The organism is Anabaena sp. UHCC 0399 (assembly GCF_034931465.1).
GTDB classification, from domain to species: domain Bacteria; phylum Cyanobacteriota; class Cyanobacteriia; order Cyanobacteriales; family Nostocaceae; genus Trichormus; species Trichormus minutissimus.
Genome location: NZ_JAYGGZ010000081.1, coordinates 1 through 19,020, shown reverse-complemented (window position 1 = coordinate 19,020; position 19,020 = coordinate 1). Strand labels below are relative to the sequence as shown.

General features: G+C 40.3%; 10 protein-coding genes and 2 CRISPR repeat arrays. Of the genes, 3 read left to right on the top strand and 7 right to left on the bottom strand.

The window, feature by feature from the left end:
* Positions 1–84: 84 nt before the first annotated feature.
* Together VB693_RS27505 and VB693_RS27500 are read right to left on the bottom strand one after the other, a co-directional pair.
* Positions 85–558 carry a hypothetical protein gene (locus tag VB693_RS27505; protein ID WP_323269023.1) on the bottom strand — a complete coding sequence of 158 codons (474 nt, stop codon included), beginning with the start codon at positions 556–558 and terminating at the stop codon, positions 85–87.
* Positions 555–1,727, bottom strand: a complete 1,173-nt coding sequence (locus VB693_RS27500; protein WP_323269022.1) for a GIY-YIG nuclease family protein — start codon at positions 1,725–1,727, stop codon at positions 555–557. The genes VB693_RS27505 and VB693_RS27500 overlap by 4 nt, the downstream gene beginning before the upstream one ends.
* A gap of 268 nt (positions 1,728–1,995) precedes the next feature.
* On the opposite strand from VB693_RS27500, the gene VB693_RS27495 reads away from it, so the two are divergent.
* Entirely contained in the window at positions 1,996–2,376 is a 381-nt protein-coding gene (locus tag VB693_RS27495) for a helix-turn-helix transcriptional regulator (RefSeq protein ID WP_323269021.1), read from the top strand.
* A gap of 241 nt (positions 2,377–2,617) precedes the next feature.
* Here the strand turns inward: VB693_RS27495 and VB693_RS27490 are convergent, their stop codons facing one another.
* The 3 genes from VB693_RS27490 to VB693_RS27480 form a co-directional block, all read right to left on the bottom strand.
* Positions 2,618–4,435, bottom strand: coding sequence for a hypothetical protein (locus VB693_RS27490; RefSeq protein WP_323269020.1), 1,818 nt, complete (start codon positions 4,433–4,435; stop codon positions 2,618–2,620).
* An 825-nt stretch (positions 4,436–5,260) separates the two neighbouring features.
* Positions 5,261–6,148 carry a hypothetical protein gene (locus tag VB693_RS27485; protein WP_323269019.1) on the bottom strand — a complete coding sequence of 296 codons (888 nt, stop codon included), beginning with the start codon at positions 6,146–6,148 and terminating at the stop codon, positions 5,261–5,263.
* A 168-nt stretch (positions 6,149–6,316) separates the two neighbouring features.
* Positions 6,317–6,574, bottom strand: coding sequence for a helix-turn-helix transcriptional regulator (locus VB693_RS27480; RefSeq protein ID WP_323269018.1), 258 nt, complete (start codon positions 6,572–6,574; stop codon positions 6,317–6,319).
* Between the two features lie 92 nt (positions 6,575–6,666).
* Between VB693_RS27480 and VB693_RS27475 the strand changes: the two genes are divergently transcribed.
* A complete protein-coding gene (locus VB693_RS27475) occupies positions 6,667–6,894 on the top strand; it encodes a hypothetical protein (protein ID WP_323269017.1) in 228 nt (75 codons plus the stop codon).
* A 127-nt stretch (positions 6,895–7,021) separates the two neighbouring features.
* On the opposite strand, the gene VB693_RS27470 is transcribed toward VB693_RS27475, so the two are convergent.
* Both VB693_RS27470 and VB693_RS27465 read right to left on the bottom strand, forming a co-directional pair.
* Positions 7,022–10,861 carry a tetratricopeptide repeat protein gene (locus VB693_RS27470; RefSeq protein ID WP_323269016.1) on the bottom strand — a complete coding sequence of 1,280 codons (3,840 nt, stop codon included), beginning with the start codon at positions 10,859–10,861 and terminating at the stop codon, positions 7,022–7,024.
* A gap of 69 nt (positions 10,862–10,930) precedes the next feature.
* Positions 10,931–12,631: direct repeats of the CRISPR family, unit length 35 nt; unit sequence GTTTCCATCCCCGTGAGGGGTAAAGGAATTAAAAC.
* 444 nt (positions 12,632–13,075) lie between these two features.
* Positions 13,076–13,822, bottom strand: a complete 747-nt coding sequence (locus VB693_RS27465) for a DUF4384 domain-containing protein (protein ID WP_323269015.1) — start codon at positions 13,820–13,822, stop codon at positions 13,076–13,078.
* 999 nt (positions 13,823–14,821) lie between these two features.
* Here VB693_RS27465 and cas1 point away from each other — a divergent pair.
* Positions 14,822–16,840, top strand: coding sequence for a CRISPR-associated endonuclease Cas1 (gene cas1, locus VB693_RS27460; RefSeq protein ID WP_323269014.1), 2,019 nt, complete (start codon positions 14,822–14,824; stop codon positions 16,838–16,840).
* Positions 16,841–17,169: 329 nt separating this feature from the next.
* Positions 17,170–18,957: a CRISPR direct-repeat array (repeat unit 35 nt; unit sequence GTTTTAAATCTCTTACCCCTCACGGGGATGGAAAC).
* Between the last annotated feature and the right edge of the window lie 63 nt (positions 18,958–19,020).

Here is a 19,020-nt window from a genome sequence, read left to right as displayed (position 1 = left end):
CCAGTAATGGTGATTTTGGCTTGTACGCTGGATACTTCGCCAAGCTTCCCCCCAGGAGTAATGATTTTATCGCCTACAGAATAGTTACTCATTATCGTCTCCTGGCGATGTATGATTCTCTACTTCTGCTTTACGTATCTGCACTTCTCGCTCATCGTTTTGGGTGCGGTTTCTTTTCCTTAAACTGCGAGTTTGAGCAACTTCATTAGTTGCTAGTTGCACTTTCTTCTTAGCGATCGCAAACTGTTCTTGTGTTGCATTGCGCCACTCGTCACGGGCTAAAGCATCCAACTTTCTGCACAGCAGCGTTTCAAAGCGTGTATCAATTACGCCAAACTCGGTTAAGTGGTAAAGTTTATCGCCACAACTGCACAATTGGCAGATAGGCAAGCAATCGCGCTCATAATTGTAATTTGGCATTACTAGCCGGATTAAATGCGGCTGCACCTTACCCGTATCTTGGCAACAAAAACATTTCCATGATGGCTGCCAAATCTCCTTATCTTCTGCCTCCTCTGGCCTAACTGGTAAAGGTTCAAACTGTGGGAACTCGATCATAATTCCCCCCTGAGCCAACTAAATTGCTTGGTTTGCTTGCACCACCTCACAAAATCCAACTTCTCGGCATCACCAACAGCAAATTCTAGGGGGTTGGCCGTCTCCTCAATAATGGCTAACCAGTCAGCACGCCGGGGGTCAGTTTCCCATTTAGAATTTTGCGCCGGGGAAGATTTGCCTTTTGATTTGTACCACTGGGCTGATAATTCCTGCCAATTATTTTCCACCCACCGCCGGGGGAGAGTAGGGGGCTGAGGTAGTTGTGCGGCTTTATTCTCCCCAAATTTTAAAAATTCCTCTCTCTGGTCTTCTGAGAGAGAGTCTTTAAAGTCTGAATAAGTCTGAATAGTATGAGGGTTTTTGGAATCCTTGCCCTGTAAAGATTCTGGCTGATGATTTTCTGGAATCTCAGAATCTATTCTGGAATCTCGTAATCCATTCTGATTTTCCGTAATGGATTCTGGAATCTCAGAATCTATTCTGAAATCTCGTAATAATTCTGAATTCCCAGAAAGGACATCTTGTTGAGAATCAAGAGGACTATCTTGTTGAGAATCTGCTGGAGAATTCCATCTCAGGACTATCTCAGCCTGCTCGATGGTCACCAGTTCTGAATCTTTGAGTTTGGCAATTGCCTCATAAACACTGCTTTCGGGGATGTCCCACTCAATCGACAGTTCTAGGGGCTTGATATGAAGTGGGCGATCGCACCAGGGATTTTTAAGCTTGAGGATGAAATACACAAACGTTGCATTATTAATAATTCCCGCATCCCGTAGCTTTTTGAGTTCTCCTGCTTTTAGGGCATAGTAACGATCAACAGATGCCGATGTATTTTGATGACAGTCATAAACTTCCTGCCAACGCTTTTCGGCTTGTATCATTTTTTCATTAGAGTCAGCCACGTTTTTGTTAACGGGTGCTATTACCTCCAAGATTTCATCTTTAATTGATTCCCCGCCTGTCGCATCCCAAGCTGCCTGTAACTTAGAGCAAGGATGACAACCCTTTTTTAGAGCGGCGTAATGGCTTTTGATGCGAGATAATCGCTGATTTTTATTGATGTCTCTAGTCTGTCCCACATAGGAACATCCAGTTTGGTCGCAGTAAATTCTGTAAATTACACCAAATTTGTAATTGTAGAGTGCGATCGCATCACTTAATGTCATGGAGTAATGTTGCTCTGTCACACTGCACCGCCTTTCGTTGCAAATGTGACACAAGAAATTGCCAAAAATCCGTCTTTTAGCGTTTGTGGTGGATGCTGAATTGTCATATCATCTGGGTAGGTTTAAAAGATGCCCTGATAAATTACTTGTCGGGGCTATTTTGTCTAGATATAATCAAATCAACTTATTAGATTGATTGAATTAATCTATCAGATGTATTTTATATTAAAATTAATCCAATAGATTGATTGGAAGGTAAAGAAATTTTATGCCCCAAATTCACCAGCTATTCAAACAATCAATGGATAGATACGGCGTTCAAGGTAAAGAATTAGCCGTATTAGCTGGTATCAGTCCAAATCATCTTTCTGAGTTTCGTAATGGCAAAAAGTGGGTAAGCCCAGAAGTGCTGACAGCTTTACTAGAAGGAATGGATAAGATTGCTCCAGGTTCACGCCGCTACTTTTGCCAGTTGTTGGCAGAAGAACCATTAGGAGAAAGTGACAAATCTGGAAGGCTCGCACAAATGATTGAAGCAGCTGACGATGATGAAATGGAAGCAGCGATGATTGCCATCGGTCGCAAGTGGAAGCGATTGCGCGTTGGACGTATCCATACTGAAAATGTTGATCAAGCGATCGCAGTATAGACTTTAGCTATGCTTACCATTGCCTGCAATTATTATTTAGTTGCAATAGTATCAGTTTTTTTATTAGATGAGTTGTTTATTGATTCCGAAAGTTACACTAAGGAATTGATGCGCCGTTTTCAATACTGCGATGGCGTACCCGCCCGCCGTAGGCGATTGCGCTCCGCGCAATCGCCACGGATAAGACTGTACCAATTGAAGTCTCTGAAATTTAGGAGCTTCAAACCCAAGATGATCCGTATTAAATTGTTGCAAGAATAGACTGTGCAACTTGGACAGCCAAATCAAGTCCTGGCTGCATTTTCTTAGACTGCTGACGCTTATCGTAATGCTTACGTTGAGTAGCTCGACTGTGGTGCATAGATTTAGCAGTAGACACCATTACGTTTTCTGGCACACCATTTTCTTCTAAGTATGTAATGTACATGGAACGAGTTAGATGTGGCGTAATTGCTTTTTTAGTCAATCGATAAGCTCTGCGCTTGACATAATTGCAAACGGCATCACCTGTTAAAGGTTTACCACTGTCAACCATTGTGAAACAGCAACTATGTTGGGGAGCAAACACAGCTCTTAATCCCCCTTCCCACTGCAAGTGGGCATAACTAGGTAAAGCTTTACAATCATGCAACCAAGCATGAAAATATTGATACAAACAAGTACCATCCTCAAATTTGACGTTAGGAATAGGAATCCATTCCTCTTCATTGTCAATCTTCGTATCGCCAGATTTCAGGTGAATCTGCCATTTATCATCTTTCCAAACTAAAGTTTTCCCCTCCTCTAGCTCTCGCACAGTTCTTTGACGGTCAGGTGGCAAGAAAGCCCAAAAACTACATAATAAGAAAACCTGAAGACTTTGCCCTATGCCACGAAGCACACGTAATCCGGAAGGCTGTTTTCTGTTTGGGCGTACATAGACTACTACAGTAGCTTCCTGACGCAAGGTCTCCACCAGTCTTAACCACTCTGGCCAGTCTAACCATTTCTTGTCTATATCAATGGTAGGAGCAGCTGTATTTACCCGCTTCATCACCTCCCTTAAGAGTTGACGTAACATGATAATTACAGGGATATCTTCATAGTCCTCTGCTTGAAGCTTGTCAGTTTCATCACGATATAAGAATTTAGCAACGAAAATGTGGACAAGTATAACTGCCTGCTCCATACCTGGTGAAACTTTCCGCTCTTCCCGATACCAGCGCAGTAATCGTTTGATATCGCTCTGACATTTAATTGCTACCTGCCTTGCTTGTTCTTTTAATTCCTCTTGTTGAATTAATCGTTGAGCTAGTGAACTATCAATAGGTAGTGTTCGTAGACCCGTGCGGATGGGAACAAAGGGAATTAGTGTGTTGATATTGAGTTCTACTGTAGAAGTAACGCTTAAACGATAAGGTTTTGCACCTAAAATTTGTTTAATTCTGCTGATATTCAGCTTAACAGTTGTAGCTCTCATGCCCAACATATCTATGCCAAAGTCTTCCAATTCAAGTTGTTGTTGCTCCAAAACATCAGAAACGATATCTCCTGGGATACAGCCAAGTCCAAATCTTGGTTGCCATTGTTTGTTAGTAGTTTTCACCATATCTGCATTACGGCCTTTTCGCCAAAGTGGATGGTGAGCAGTTGATGTCTGAGATTGTGTGGCTGACTCATTTTGCAGAACAACATATTGTTGAGAAAATTGGATAATTCTGTTGAGAATAGCTCTGTAATTTCGTTGGATACTTTTGGAAATGGTTAAGTCATCAAATACTTTTTGCTGAATCTTCAAAGCATTTTGGAACTCTTTTAAAGATATTTTTTTGGCAAATTCCTGAGCAGCGAGTTTTTCTGCTTGTGTGATTTTCTTACCTTGGATATGAGGACTTCCCCATCCAGGCAAAGTATAGCGATAGACAGAAGTTTCAGATTGATTGAATATGCTGTAGCTTTGATGAGGGTGTTCTTGATTTAGATGTTTTTCAAATTGTTTTAGCAATTCATAAGCATTTTCAGGTTGACTAACCCGTGACTCTTCTGAAACTGTAATAATTAGAGCATCTAATTTTGGCATACTGGACTCCTTGTGGTTAAAAAATACAAACAATAATTATTGCGTTTTATTCGTGATTTGAATACGACACTCTTTGGTCATTCGCTAACATTTGAACCTGAATTTAATCCGAAAATATTGATTAAATAAGGTTTTGATATTTCGAGGTATTTTATCTGCAATAAATATCTAGCAATATATGCAATATATTTAGTTTTTACTGATTTATAAGCAACTAGAATTGTTACCAAAACCGCTATTGGTTGTGGCATAAATAATTTTCTAAAAATTGCTTGACAGCAATCAGATAAAAAACACTGGAAAATCTATCTCATAATCTGGCATGAGACATAGCAACAGCAAGGATTTCAGATTAATCACCTGAAACCCTTGCTGGATAAAGCTTTTGAAAAAAGGTTTTTGAAAACACTAGGAATAAGCTTTGAGTCAGAGTTGATTGAAGAAGGCAGGAGGCAGAGGGCAGAGGGCAGAAGGGACAATTAAGAAGGGGATTCAGCACCGTACTTAATTGGTCCACCAAATCAGAGATTGTGGTGGGGGTCTTAAACCCTTACTCCCTCCGGTCGTGGCAGAGGGCAGAAAACAGTATTCCTTCTGCCTCCTGCCTTCTGCCCTCTGCCTTTCTTGATAAATTTCTAAAAATTGCTGAGCAATTAAACCAAAATCCATCAAAAAATCTATCTCATAATCTGGCATGAGACATAGCAATAGCAAGGATTTCAAATTAATCATCTAAAACCCTTGCTGGATAAAGATTTTAAAAAAGTTTTTTGAACCCTAGCAGCGTAGTTACACAAAACTGTTGCGTAAGGCTAACAGAGTGTTCTATATATCGATGAGCAGATAAGTTCTTCTACCAGGACCTGGTGCTCGACGTACAATTTTGTTATCTTTGACAAATGTTTCTTGGCAAGTTGGTTTTTCGGTGGCTTGAATGTATTGGCAGCAACTCTTGAGGAACGCTTTCCAATCGCTTTTGTTGGAGCTATAAGGCTGATTTAGTGATAGACCCACCTCAATCAATTTATGGAAATGAGGTGAGGTTGTTTCTGTGACTGGATTTTTTCCATATTTCAGTTCAGCTACAATATCACGCATCTCCTTAATGATGGGTGCTTTTCCTTTGGCGGTGTTCGCTATGATGATTTTGGTGTCAAGTTTCTGAGCTTCCTGAATGATATGTAAAAACCAGTCGGCGGCGTGTTGGTAATGTTGGCTCAAATGGTGCTTACTATCAAAACAGCTAATGCACAGTTGAAGTAATTGATTGAGCAAGTTAGTCCCAGGCTCATGCAGTTTAGCTAGTCTACGTGATATGGGAATTTTTAGCTGAGGATTCCACCGTTTCTTCACAAGCAAGGTGAGTTCAATCTGCCAATCTGCATCAACCATATTTGCATGAAGCTGAAGGGCAGGTTGGTTGAGGCATGAAAGTTCCAGTGTATAGTTAGATAACTCATCAACAAATTTAGATACTTTAGCAAGTGTAAGAAAAATAGAGCCTTTAGATTTCAAACCTGATTTATCCTTATTTACCCAGTAAATTACATATTTTGAAGTTGTATCTGGCGTATGTTCACTTTCCTGGTCTGGAAAGTTACAAACAGATAGTGGTGATGGAGATTGGTTTAGTTGTTGAAAGGTTTCTCTCCAAGGAGATGGAATTTTATTCACCGGAACAGGTGGAATATATATAATATTTTTAATACTCATTGTTTATATATTTCTCGATGTTTCAAACGAATAAATAAGGTTCAGCGTAAATCATTATTCCCGCATTTTTACTGAAGCTAACATCAGGCATTCATAAGAGGCTGACATTAGCAATGCCTAACTCACCGTGCTATTACTGCTCAACCTGTTTGAGATTGAAGACTTTCATTATGGTTTTTCAGAGGTGTTTTCAGGATCTATCTTAAAATCAACGAAGAAATCTAGAGGTTTTTGATAAATCACAGCAAAATCTGTCAATTCAACCACATCTACTCGCCTTTCCTCAGATTCACAACGCAAAACGTAAGATTGTGGCTGATTTAACTTCTTAGCTACTTCTACCTGCGTCAAATTAGCTTCTTCTCTAGCTTGGCGCAGTCGCTTGAGAAAAGCTTGATATCTGTGTGAATGAATTGAACCTCCCATTCTGGGAGGGTACAATAATTGCTATTATATGCAGAATCAGCATATTTATGTAATATTATCTGGGCGGATATATATGCAAGCAAACGAACCGTTTGAATTTAGAACCTGATTTTCTCATTTGCTATCAGGGGAACTGGGGGATTCTGGAAGTAGATGGGCCTTTTCATACTCCGCAACGGCGAGTTGAGGAACAAGAACGGGAACGTTATTTTCGTCATCATTGCATCCGAGTTGTTGAGCGATTTGATGCTCAAAGGTGTGAACAAGAGCCAACACAAGTGGTTGAAGAATTTTTACAAATAATGAACAAGATGTACTAACTATGAGTTAGGAATAGCTTTTGGCGATCGCACGGAGTGTAGTACCAAAGGAGAACGATCGCTGCACTTAATATATTTCTCATGGGGTTAAAAGTAGCGATTAGTAACAGTTTGGTAACTTTGAACTCTAGTTCACCAATGGATCTGTATTTCCCTGACAAATCCAAGCTCCCCAGTAAAAGGGATGCTCTAATGGTGTGTCATCTTCTTGACAATCAATTTTACTATTTACGGATAACTCCTTAACCGCTAAAAGTTCTTTTAGCACTTCCAGACCCAAAGCTGATGCACGCAATTGTTTAACCGTAATTTTACGTATATAATTTTGAGCAGAATGTAAAGCCTCAGACCGACCCATCCCATACTGCAAGTTATCAAAGAAACGCTCCATCAGTAGAGATGTCACTTTGTCAGGAACAGACCAGAGGCTCATCACTAGAGTTTTTGCACCCGCCACCGCAAAAGCGCGACGTAATCCAAACACACCTTCGCCAATTTTAATATCGCCTCTAGCAGTATCACAGGCAGAAAGAACCGTTAATTCATTTGCCGACAAATCTAAATTGGCAATATCTTGGGCGAACACAAAGCCTTTACCTGCGGCTAGTGGTAGTGTCCCGCCAGCTAGCCAAGTATTAGCACCCGCTAGAGCCAGCCCAGAACGCAACATAGGATTTTCCACCTTGGTTGTTCGCAGACGTTCCATACTTAATAGATTGCGTCTTTTCGTGACTGGTTGCGGCTCAAAATCGCTTTGGAATAAGCCATGAGTAGCAATTAGCATGATTCTGGGACAGTTGCTATTTGTTAAGCGGGTTTCTAGTGCCTCTGCACCTAAGTATAATTTGGCATCAGGCAGTTTTTTCGCTACACTTTCCCCCAAAAATCTTGTCCCAGGCGCAGGGAGCAAACCTGTTTCTGTGAAATGATCATGTAGCTGAAAACTTCGGACATCGAGCCGAGCATTGTTTTCCCAATCCCCAGTCCCCGCTCCCCATTGCCCCTTATCCCCAGAGGGGACCCCGAGTTCCCCAGTCCCCGATAAATCAAAATCAGGATCGGCGATAATTAATGGTGCAGAGATAGAATCTGTCGGTAGCTGCACTTTGCTACGGAGAATTTCTCGCCCAACACCCAGATAACTGATGGTATACTCATCCATCAATAGACGTGAACCTGTGGCATCAATCGGCAATACCTGAAATGGTACTAAGTTTAAATTCCCATCGGGTGCAATAATCAGATGTTTGCCATCTTTAACTAAATCCCGGATGGGTTCAAACAGTGCTTGACTCAGTTCTATTGCGGGTGTGGGATTATATGATTTAACACGCAGCTTTGGTGCTTGGCTAGCTTTACCCCAAGCGAGTGTAGGCAGGGTATAATCAGATGCTTGTAAACGAAATGCCTGAATCAATCTGTCAATGTCTGTGGCTATACCTAAGTCTATCATCTTTACAGCATCTGCTTTCCCGGCTGTGAAGATGAATGCTAAATATCGCGCTGGATGCCATTGTGTCTGCCCCTGTGCTGGAATAGCCTGAAAATCGAAGACCTTGAAGCGGACAAACTCGACTAAAATAGAATTGAGTGGTAATGCTGCGGCGTAGACGCGTTCGCGTAGCGTCTCGTAGAGAAGCGGCTTGTCCTCAGACATCGCCTGAAGGTCAAAAAGTTGCTCTGATAGCTGAATTTCTGGAACTTGTGCCGCTACTTCTTTTTGTAAATTGTTGTGTCTACTTTGCAGTTGTCTCAAGTTTTCTTGGTTAGTAGCTAAATCATTGGTGTCAGGAATTGCAAAGGTGAGATGAATAATTTGATTGCTTAAATCACGCAGTTGATGGAATTTTTCTGTGAGTTGGGGGTAGCGACCATTATAGAATGCTGCGTTTTGAGCTGCTAGAGCCGATGCAGTCAAGCCTTTACGTTTGAGGACAAATAAGAATGCTGTGAGTTTTGCGTCCTCTGAATCAGCCAGATGATTGCAGACTAGGGAAACAAATAAGTCAAAGTCGTTTCTAATTTTATCTAAAAAAGAGAGGCGATCGCTCTCTGAACTAAAAGCAAATATATTGCGAATCATCAGATCATTAATTTTACTTGCTCTTACACGACATAACAAAGATTCCTCTGGACGATTAGTTGCAGCTAATAAAGTAGCCAGATTATTTAAACTAAACGCTACATCAGGATGTGACTCTCCTAATAAACGTTGTCGCATTGCTAAGGTTTCTAAATACTTCTGTTCGGCTTCTTGATAGCGTCCCAGAGAAAAATATAACTCCCCCAAATTATTTAAGCTAGTGGCAATTCCTATGTGTTCTTCACCTAATAATAATTTTCTTAACTGTAATGTTTGTAAATGTAGTTTTTCTGCTTCTTGATAACGCCCTAAAAAGTCATAAACCACAGCTAAATTATTCATACTACTAGCTACGTGTGGGTGTTCATTCCCAAACACGCTTTTCACAACTTCCAAGGCTTCTAATAGTAATGATTCTGATTGCTTATATTGAGTTAAATCATCATATAATACTGCTAAATTGTTGAGACTAGCTGCAACAGATGGGTGACGCTTCCCTAATAAGCGTTTTCTCATTCCTAAACATTCAAGATGCCATTGTTCTGATTCTGAATATCGTCCTTGTCTGCGGTAAAGTGCTGCTATTTGGTTTAAAGTATCAGCAATATCAGGATGCTCTGTGCCTAAGAGATTTTTTTGAATATCTAAAACTTTAAGATATTTTTGTTCCGCTTGCGAATACTTTCCCTGTTCTTCATAAAGTCCAGCTAGATTATTTAAAATCTTGGCAATTGACCGATGTTCTTCTCCTACCAATTTCTCCAACATTGGTAATGCTTCTAAATACTGTTTTTCTGCTTCTTGATAGCGTCCTTGGTATGTAAACACTACTCCTAGATTACTTAAACTTTCTGCAATATCAGGGTGTTCTTCAGGGAAGAAACGCTTTCTTAGAGAATAAGCTTCCTGATACTTTTGTTCAGCAGCTAAATATTTACCTTGAATTAGATAAACTTCTGATAAATTATCTAAACTATTAGCAACTTCAGGATGTTCATCACTTAGCAAGCGTTTGTTCATAGACAAAACTTCTAAAAACTTCTGCTCTGCTGCTATATAATTGCCCTGGTCTTGATAAACACCAGCGATATTACTTAAGATAGATGCTATATAGGGATGTTCAGTTCCTAGAATTTTTTGAAGAATTTCTAATGCTTTCAAAAAATTGATTTCAGCTTCTTGGTAACGTCCTTGAGCATCATATACTTTGCCTAAATTATTCAGACTGCTAGCAATATCAAAATGCTCTTCTCCCAGCAATTGTGTTTTCATGGCTAATGCTTCTAAGTGCATTTTTTCAGCATCAGCATAGCGTCCTCTTGAGATATAAAGAGTTCCTAGATTGGTTAAGGATTGAGCAATATCAGAATGTTCATTATCAAACAAACATCTTCGCATTGCTAAAGCTTCTAGATGCACTTGTTCAGCTTTGAAGTATAGTCCTTGCTCTCGATAAATTTCTGCTAGATTATTTAAGGTTGTAGCAATTTCAAAATCTTCGTCTCCATAACATACTTTCCACAATTCCAAAGCTTCTAAAAAAAGTGCTTCTGCTGCTGGATAGTTGCCTTGGGCATGATAAAGTGCTGCTAGATTATTTAAAGATTGAGCTACGTCAGGATGCTCTAAACCGAAGAGTTGTTTTCTGATATTTAAAGCTTGTAAGTATAAAGGTTGAGCTTTTGAGTAATGTCCTTGTATTCGATATAATTCTGCTAGATTATTTAAGCTATCGCAATATACTGAATGTTTGGTTAACTTTTGGGTTTCCCCTAATTTGACTGCTTGTTGAGCAACAATTATTGCTTGTTTGATGTTTCCCTGTCCGGCGAGTTGTACAACTTGTGAATTAAGTTGATTTAATTTTTCTATGAGTTTTTTCATCTGCTAGTTCCAGATGTTTATATAAGTTTTAGTTTTTACTTTTTAATCATTCACTTATTTTATCTAGAATTATTCATCCCCGTGAGGGGTAAAGGAATTAAAACCAGATGACAACTTTATATTTTTTAAAGGATCGTTTCGAGTTTCCATCCCCGTGAGGGGTAAAGGAATTAAAACACTGGAATATCCCAGAAGTAACCCGGGTGCTGCACAGGGTTTCCATCCCCGTGAGGGGTAAAGGAATTAAAACACAGCACCTTTAACTTTGTTTGGCCTAGAGGTAGCGTGAGTTTCCATCCCCGTGAGGGGTAAAGGAATTAAAACCCTGCATTCTGTGTGGGGGGGCGGGGTTTTTAGGGCAAGTTTCCATCCCCGTGAGGGGTAAAGGAATTAAAACAAAACTTTTTCGCAAACGGAGTTTCCATCGGGAGTAAGTTTCCATCCCCGTGAGGGGTAAAGGAATTAAAACATTTGATGAAGTCGCAGAAGCTCAATCAATAATGGAACAGTTTCCATCCCCGTGAGGGGTAAAGGAATTAAAACTGCGCTTGCCGCAGAAGCTAAAAAAGACAAGGCCTGTTTCCATCCCCGTGAGGGGTAAAGGAATTAAAACTCATTCAAGGATACAAAGATCATGGCTATTAACACAAACTGTTTCCATCCCCGTGAGGGGTAAAGGAATTAAAACCAGGATCAGGCGGAGCGATTGCTTGGTCAAAAAATGTTTCCATCCCCGTGAGGGGTAAAGGAATTAAAACTGAAACTGGGTTACCCTACTCACTAGAAAATCTCGCGTTTCCATCCCCGTGAGGGGTAAAGGAATTAAAACTGGAAGTGTTACGACAGCCGGTGAAACCACCATCTATTTGTTTCCATCCCCGTGAGGGGTAAAGGAATTAAAACTGTTACCGAACTAAACGCTACGGTTCGCGATATTTTTGAGAGTTTCCATCCCCGTGAGGGGTAAAGGAATTAAAACAAAGGAGGTTATAGGCCAGTATCGTGCTATTAAAAGGAAGTTTCCATCCCCGTGAGGGGTAAAGGAATTAAAACTTTTTACTTTTTCCTTTCCATCTGCGGCTCTCGCCGCGAGTTTCCATCCCCGTGAGGGGTAAAGGAATTAAAACCGGATCCCACTGGATGGATGCCGAAACGTTTAAGTTTCCATCCCCGTGAGGGGTAAAGGAATTAAAACTGTACGTTGAAAAGACACCTGAGAATCCAGAAGGTGTTTCCATCCCCGTGAGGGGTAAAGGAATTAAAACGGACAAGAAATTAAATGACCCAGGTCAGTAAACTAGTTTCCATCCCCGTGAGGGGTAAAGGAATTAAAACTTGACAGAATTGTTACTAATGCTCCTAGCATCTAGTTTCAAGTTTCCATCCCCGTGAGGGGTAAAGGAATTAAAACTAAAAAAACTGGACGTTCGAGCCAGTAAGCCTACAGCAAAGTTTCCATCCCCGTGAGGGGTAAAGGAATTAAAACCGTTTAGGGAAGCGAGAAGAAGCCCTGCCCTTTTGTTTCCATCCCCGTGAGGGGTAAAGGAATTAAAACAGATTAATAAAACAAAGTCAGAATGACAAACATGTTTCCATCCCCGTGAGGGGTAAAGGAATTAAAACTTTTGCAGTTTGCGGAGGAGTAGTTTTTTGGGTGGCTTGTTTCCATCCCCGTGAGGGGTAAAGGAATTAAAACTAGGTAATCTTGATCTAAATCTCGGAAATTAAAATTTCAGTTTCCATCCCCGTGAGGGGTAAAGGAATTAAAACCCTACCTGTTCAGAAGCCTGATCAAGATTGGGTTTGAGATGGGTCAATCTGAGGGGGGTATTGTTTAGGCTAAATAATCGAGAAAATATTTTAATAAGCGGAACTTCGGCACACCTCAAACGCTTACTCAGCAAGCCATCTGAGGGGGTCAACGTAAGAATAAGGGTTTCAGCCGTTGTCTGACCCCCTCAGATGCTGATCATGCAACAAAAATTTATAATTTTGCCAGATGAATCAGAGTAAATGGAAATACTTGATCTAGATATTATTGAATTTTCATGGTTCAGTAATGCTTAAGAAAAAATTGTATGAAAAGAAACTATCAAAGTCAATCTATTTCATAATTGTTAACGTTCTAAATTGATGATTTTCAACCTAAGTAGGTATTTTTGTTTATGTAGCTGTGACTTCAATTTGCATCAAGTTGTGATAAATTACACTTGATTACTGAGGAGTCACCATGTAGTGTGTATATAAAAGTTGACATTCTCCGCTTTCACCTACATATTCCAGTAACGCCGCCAGATGACTGGCTTGTAATTCCAAAGGCTCGTTATCTCCTGGTGGTAGCCAGTCTAATGTAGGTAGTTCCTTAGTGAAAACTGCAATGATTTCTTCTTTACCTGGTTCACCTTCAATGGGGAAAGATGTAATTGGTGAACCTTCTTGGGGTAAGGTTGTTTTACCAGTATTCAAGTGCGGCTGGGAAGCATAACACGAAGGACAAAAACACCATAGTTGTCCTGATGTATCTTTTTGCAACAGTATTAAATATCCAGAAGTTTCTAAGTTGACTTCAAAACGAATATAATTACCCACCTGCACTGATTTTTCGTAACGACTCGGTATTTTCTTCCCCCAACCTAGTGTTTCTTCTTTGACTAAAACTAGTCCCATTTGTTCAGTAGGAGAACTCAATAATTGCAGTTGTTGCCAAAGGCTATCGAGGGGTGTGAGTTCTTCGGGTTCGGTTTCACCCAATACAGCGATATCTTTCCAGTCTAAGTCCAGAAAAAGGCATATCTCTTGAAAATTTGTGCGATATATCGGTTTACCGTTGAGGAAATTACTAACAGTTGTGTAACCTAATTTTACCTCTATCGCAAAATCTGTTTGGGTTAACCCTGTGGCTTTGAACGCTTTTCTTGCCAGTTTAATCCCTTCCGGTGATGCAACCAGACTCCGACTCATAATAAGTAAAAAGTTAAAAGTAAAAAGGTAAAAGAATTTTAGCTTAAGTGTATACACAAGTCGGATTATCCCCCTTAATCCCTGACTTTTCACATCATGTAGAAAAGTCCACGGAAAATCTAACTTCCAAACCAGGATTTCAAAGTCTCTCTCCTCGCAGGAGAGAGATTTAGAGAGAGGTTTTCCAGATACCGTTAAACCTTATCTACAAAGCAATATCTGCTTTTGCTTGCTAAATCTACTGAAATGAGCAAGCAAACTCCAGTTTGAGAAAGCAATATCTGCTTTTACTTGCTAAATCTACTGAAATGAGTAAGCAAACTCCAGTTTGAGAAAGCAATATCTGCTTTTGCTTGCTAAATCTACTGAAATGAGTAAGCAAACTCCAGTTTGAGAAAGCAATATCTGCTTTTGCTTATTCTGGAATTATTTTCAGTTGAGATTTTTAAGTCATATACGAACTCATATATGAGAGTCAATAACCCATACATGAACTCATATATAACACTGCAACAATTAAATTCAAGGTAGTTAAAGCAATTCGTAATTGCAATTAGATGATTTTGCTGCGTTACGGCTAATTGATGCTATTTCTAACCATCAAATTTTGACGTAGCCGTAACATACCCTATCACTTTTGCCTTTTTACGTTATGTAGAAAAGTTAACACAAAACCTAACCCCCAACCCCTTCCCTTGTAGGGAAGGGGAGCAATAATCAAAGCCTCTCTCCTTGTAGGCTACGGTGTACACACATCTCTATGCTGAGTGCAAAATGTGGTTTGATCCCCCTAAATCCCCCTTCAAAAGGGGGACTTTGATTCTAGTTCCCCCTTTTTTAAGGGGGGTTAGGGGGGATCGAAACGATAGGGGATGAGGTGATCAGACTTGTGTGTACACCGTAGCCTTGTAGGGGAGAGGTTTGGAGAGGGGTTTTTTAGACCCCGTAAAAAGTCAGTACCACTTTTACCTTTTAACTTTTAACTTTTAATTTTTCACCATGTTCACTATTGAACACCTCAATTTCGCATGGTTACAAGTGCGTGCGGGAAGTAAAAGCGCGGGTGTTGATGGGATTTCTGTTGATTTGTTCGAGTCGATGGCGGCGGAGCAATTACAGAATATCGCCTATCAACTCAGCCATGAAACTTACACCGCTAGTCCCGCTAAAGGGTTTTATATACCTAAAAAAAATGGCAGTAAACGATTAATTGGTATCCATACTGTGTTGGATAGAATTATTCAACGTCTGCTACTTGATGAGTTGTATTTTCCTTTAGAAGATACGTTTCTAGATTGCAGCTATGCTTATCGTCCTGGACACAGTATTCAGCAAGCAGTACAGCATTTATACGGGTATTACCAATATCAACCAAAATGGATAATCAAAGCTGATGTTGCTGATTTTTTTGATAATCTTTCTTGGGCATTGTTGTTAACTTTCTTGGAGGAATTATCGCTTGAACCAACTATATTACAGTTGCTAGAACAACAGTTGAAATCAGGAATCATCATTGCTGGACAATATCGCAATTTTGGCAAGGGAGTTTTACAAGGTGGGATACTTTCTGGTGCTTTAGCTAATTTATATCTCACGAGTTTTGATCGAAAATGTCTCAGTCAAGGAATTAACTTAGTCAGGTATGGAGATGATTTTGTTATCGCTTGTAATAGTTGGCAAGAAGCCAATCGTATCCTTGACAAAATTACCGTTTGGTTAGGAGAAGTTTATTTAACTCTCCAACCAGAGAAAACACAGATTTTTACTCCCAAGGATGAGTTTACTTTCTTGGGTTATCGCTTTGCTGGCGGTGAAGTTTATGCACCACCACCACCTGAACCTGTACGCCCTGGGGAATGGGTAATTAATGATTCAGGTACGCCTTATTTTCGCCGTAAACCCAGACCAGCAAAACCAGTTTCTCGTCCTCCCAAAGCTTGCAGTATTGACAAACCAATTAATTTTCCTAAAGCATCTCTATCTCATTATTGGCAGGAAACCATGACTACTTTATATATAACCGACCAAGGCGCGTATTTAAGTGTCAAAAATCAGCAGTTCCAAGTTTTTTATCAGGGAGAATTACGAATTAAAGTCCCAGTGATGCGGGTGAGTAATGTGGTGTTGTTTGGTTGTTGTAATGTATCGCATGGTGCTGTGAGTATGGCGTTGCGGCGACGGATTCCGATTATGTATTTATCGCAGAAGGGCAGATATTTTGGCAGGTTACAAACAGAAGGTGATGCGAAAGTTGAATATTTGATTTTACAGGTTGAGCGTTGTCAAAATCCTGAATTTACACGCACTCAAGCAGAGGTAATTGTCACAGCTAAAATCCATAACTCTCGAATATTATTAATGAGGTTAAATCGCAGAAAATCACCGGAATTTGATGATCATCTTGTCAAACAAGCAATAAAAGATTTAGATGTTTTGATGGATAAATTACCGTTTGCAGAAACTATGGATGCTTTGCGAGGGTATGAGGGAAGAGCAGCAACAGTTTATTTTCAAGCATTGGGAACTTTATTCTCTGGGGCGTTTAAATTTGAGAAACGTACCAAGCGTCCACCGACTGATCCAGTTAATAGCCTTTTAAGTTTAGGATATACATTACTTAGCCAAAATGTTTTTTCATTTATCCAAGCTGTAGGATTGCACAGTCACTTTGGTAATCTTCATGTCCCCCGCGATAATCATCCAGCTTTAGTTAGCGATTTAATGGAAGAATTTCGCGCTCAACTAGTTGATTCTTTAGTTGCTTATTTGATTAATTCCAATATTTTCACAGCAGACGATTTTACTCTTCCTGATGAAAGAAGCGGTGTATATCTTCAACCCCATGCGTTGAAAAAGTTTCTCAAGCACTGGGAAGAAAAGCTGCAATCTGAGTTAACACACCCAAATACAGGATATAAAGTTAGCTTTCGCAGGTGTTTAGAGTTACAAGTGCGGGAGTATGTAGCTTGTTTGATGGGAGAGGTAAAAATCTATCGACCCATGATTTGGAAACCTTAATGGAAAGATTGCATTTCTCCAGTTGCTATGGTATTGTTTATACCAACATCTGCACCTTGAAAATTTAATCAGTAAATATTCTCGGCTTTTAACTTAATAGTTAGTTTCCGAAAGCTATTTTGTTAAGAAGTGTAAACTGAGGGGGTTGTACAAACGCCGAAAGGCTGATTATTTCGTAGACCCCCTCAGATGCCTCACTGTATAAGGGTTTGAGTTACTTCCAGGATGTAGTTATTCTCAATAACTATGGTCTATTGACAGGTAAAATCGACCCCCCTCAGTTTTACAGTTCTGTAAGCCTTATTTGGTAAGCCTTCTGTAACAGTAGGGTTTTAAATCTCTTACCCCTCACGGGGATGGAAACCCTAATAGAGCAGGCCTTGCTTGTTGGACAACTACAAATCGTTTTAAATCTCTTACCCCTCACGGGGATGGAAACAGGAAATAAATTTGCCCATGCTTCTGGAAATTTGTGTTTTAAATCTCTTACCCCTCACGGGGATGGAAACTCCACTATATTCATTGGCTGAATTATTACTTATAGAAGTGGTGTTTTAAATCTCTTACCCCTCACGGGGATGGAAACGTTGTTATAGCCTTTTATAAAGGCTTGTATTAATTCTAATAGGTTTTAAATCTCTTACCCCTCACGGGGATGGAAACTCTCCTAGAGCAACAACACCGTCATTCATTAAAGGTTTTAAATCTCTTACCCCTCACGGGGATGGAAACGAAAGCTGAATACAATCGCACTTCTCAAGAATTTTTTTTGTTTTAAATCTCTTACCCCTCACGGGGATGGAAACTTTAAAAAGAAGGGCAAAACTGCCCAATCAATACAAAGTTTTAAATCTCTTACCCCTCACGGGGATGGAAACGTGAGCCTGACCAGTTGTGCATTCATGGGCTTCATCGTTTTAAATCTCTTACCCCTCACGGGGATGGAAACCAGAGAAAGGTATCCTAAAATTTTTTCAAAATTCATGTTTTAAATCTCTTACCCCTCACGGGGATGGAAACTATTTAGAAAAACCTGGCAGCTTGCACACTGCCTGATAATGTTTTAAATCTCTTACCCCTCACGGGGATGGAAACAAATTTGAGCGCCGGCAGCAATTGCTTTTCCAACTAGTTTTAAATCTCTTACCCCTCACGGGGATGGAAACCCATTTCTGGATCGGTGCCGGTCCACTCGCCGTCATGTTTTAAATCTCTTACCCCTCACGGGGATGGAAACTACTACGGTGGCAACGGATGCACCGACGCCAACTCTGAAAGTTTTAAATCTCTTACCCCTCACGGGGATGGAAACAAATAAGAATTGTTGGATTATCCAACTTTATCTTAAAAGTTTTAAATCTCTTACCCCTCACGGGGATGGAAACAAATAACATTCTTGTGTGTCAGTAAAGGCTTTATCGAGTTTTAAATCTCTTACCCCTCACGGGGATGGAAACTTTTGAACGATAAATGTTAGAATGTGTGCAGCTAAACAGTTTTAAATCTCTTACCCCTCACGGGGATGGAAACTGTTCACTATCTCAAGAACCTTTTGCTTTAGTTCTAAGAAGGTTTTAAATCTCTTACCCCTCACGGGGATGGAAACTTTCTGCAACCATACGGTCGTTGTGAGCGGCGAGATTTTCGTTTTAAATCTCTTACCCCTCACGGGGATGGAAACAAAGAATTTGTGTCAGACATGGGTTGTTTCCTTCAACCCGTTTTAAATCTCTTACCCCTCACGGGGATGGAAACATGAGGACTCTAGTCCTATCAATCGGAAGACCTCTATACGTTTTAAATCTCTTACCCCTCACGGGGATGGAAACGACTAGCCATTTGCGCAATCGGTTGCACAACCGATGGCAGTTTTAAATCTCTTACCCCTCACGGGGATGGAAACCAAAAGGCATTATGAGCGTCGTATTGCAGAAATCCGGTTTTAAATCTCTTACCCCTCACGGGGATGGAAACAAAGAGTAAAAGACCACTCTCCTAAAGGGAGATCTGGTTTTAAATCTCTTACCCCTCACGGGGATGGAAACTGCTTCCATCGTTTTGGACTAATGCCAAATCCTGCAAGTTTTAAATCTCTTACCCCTCACGGGGATGGAAACGCCTAGTCCATTGGTTGAGCGAAGTGCTGAAATGGCCAGTGTTTTAAATCTCTTACCCCTCAC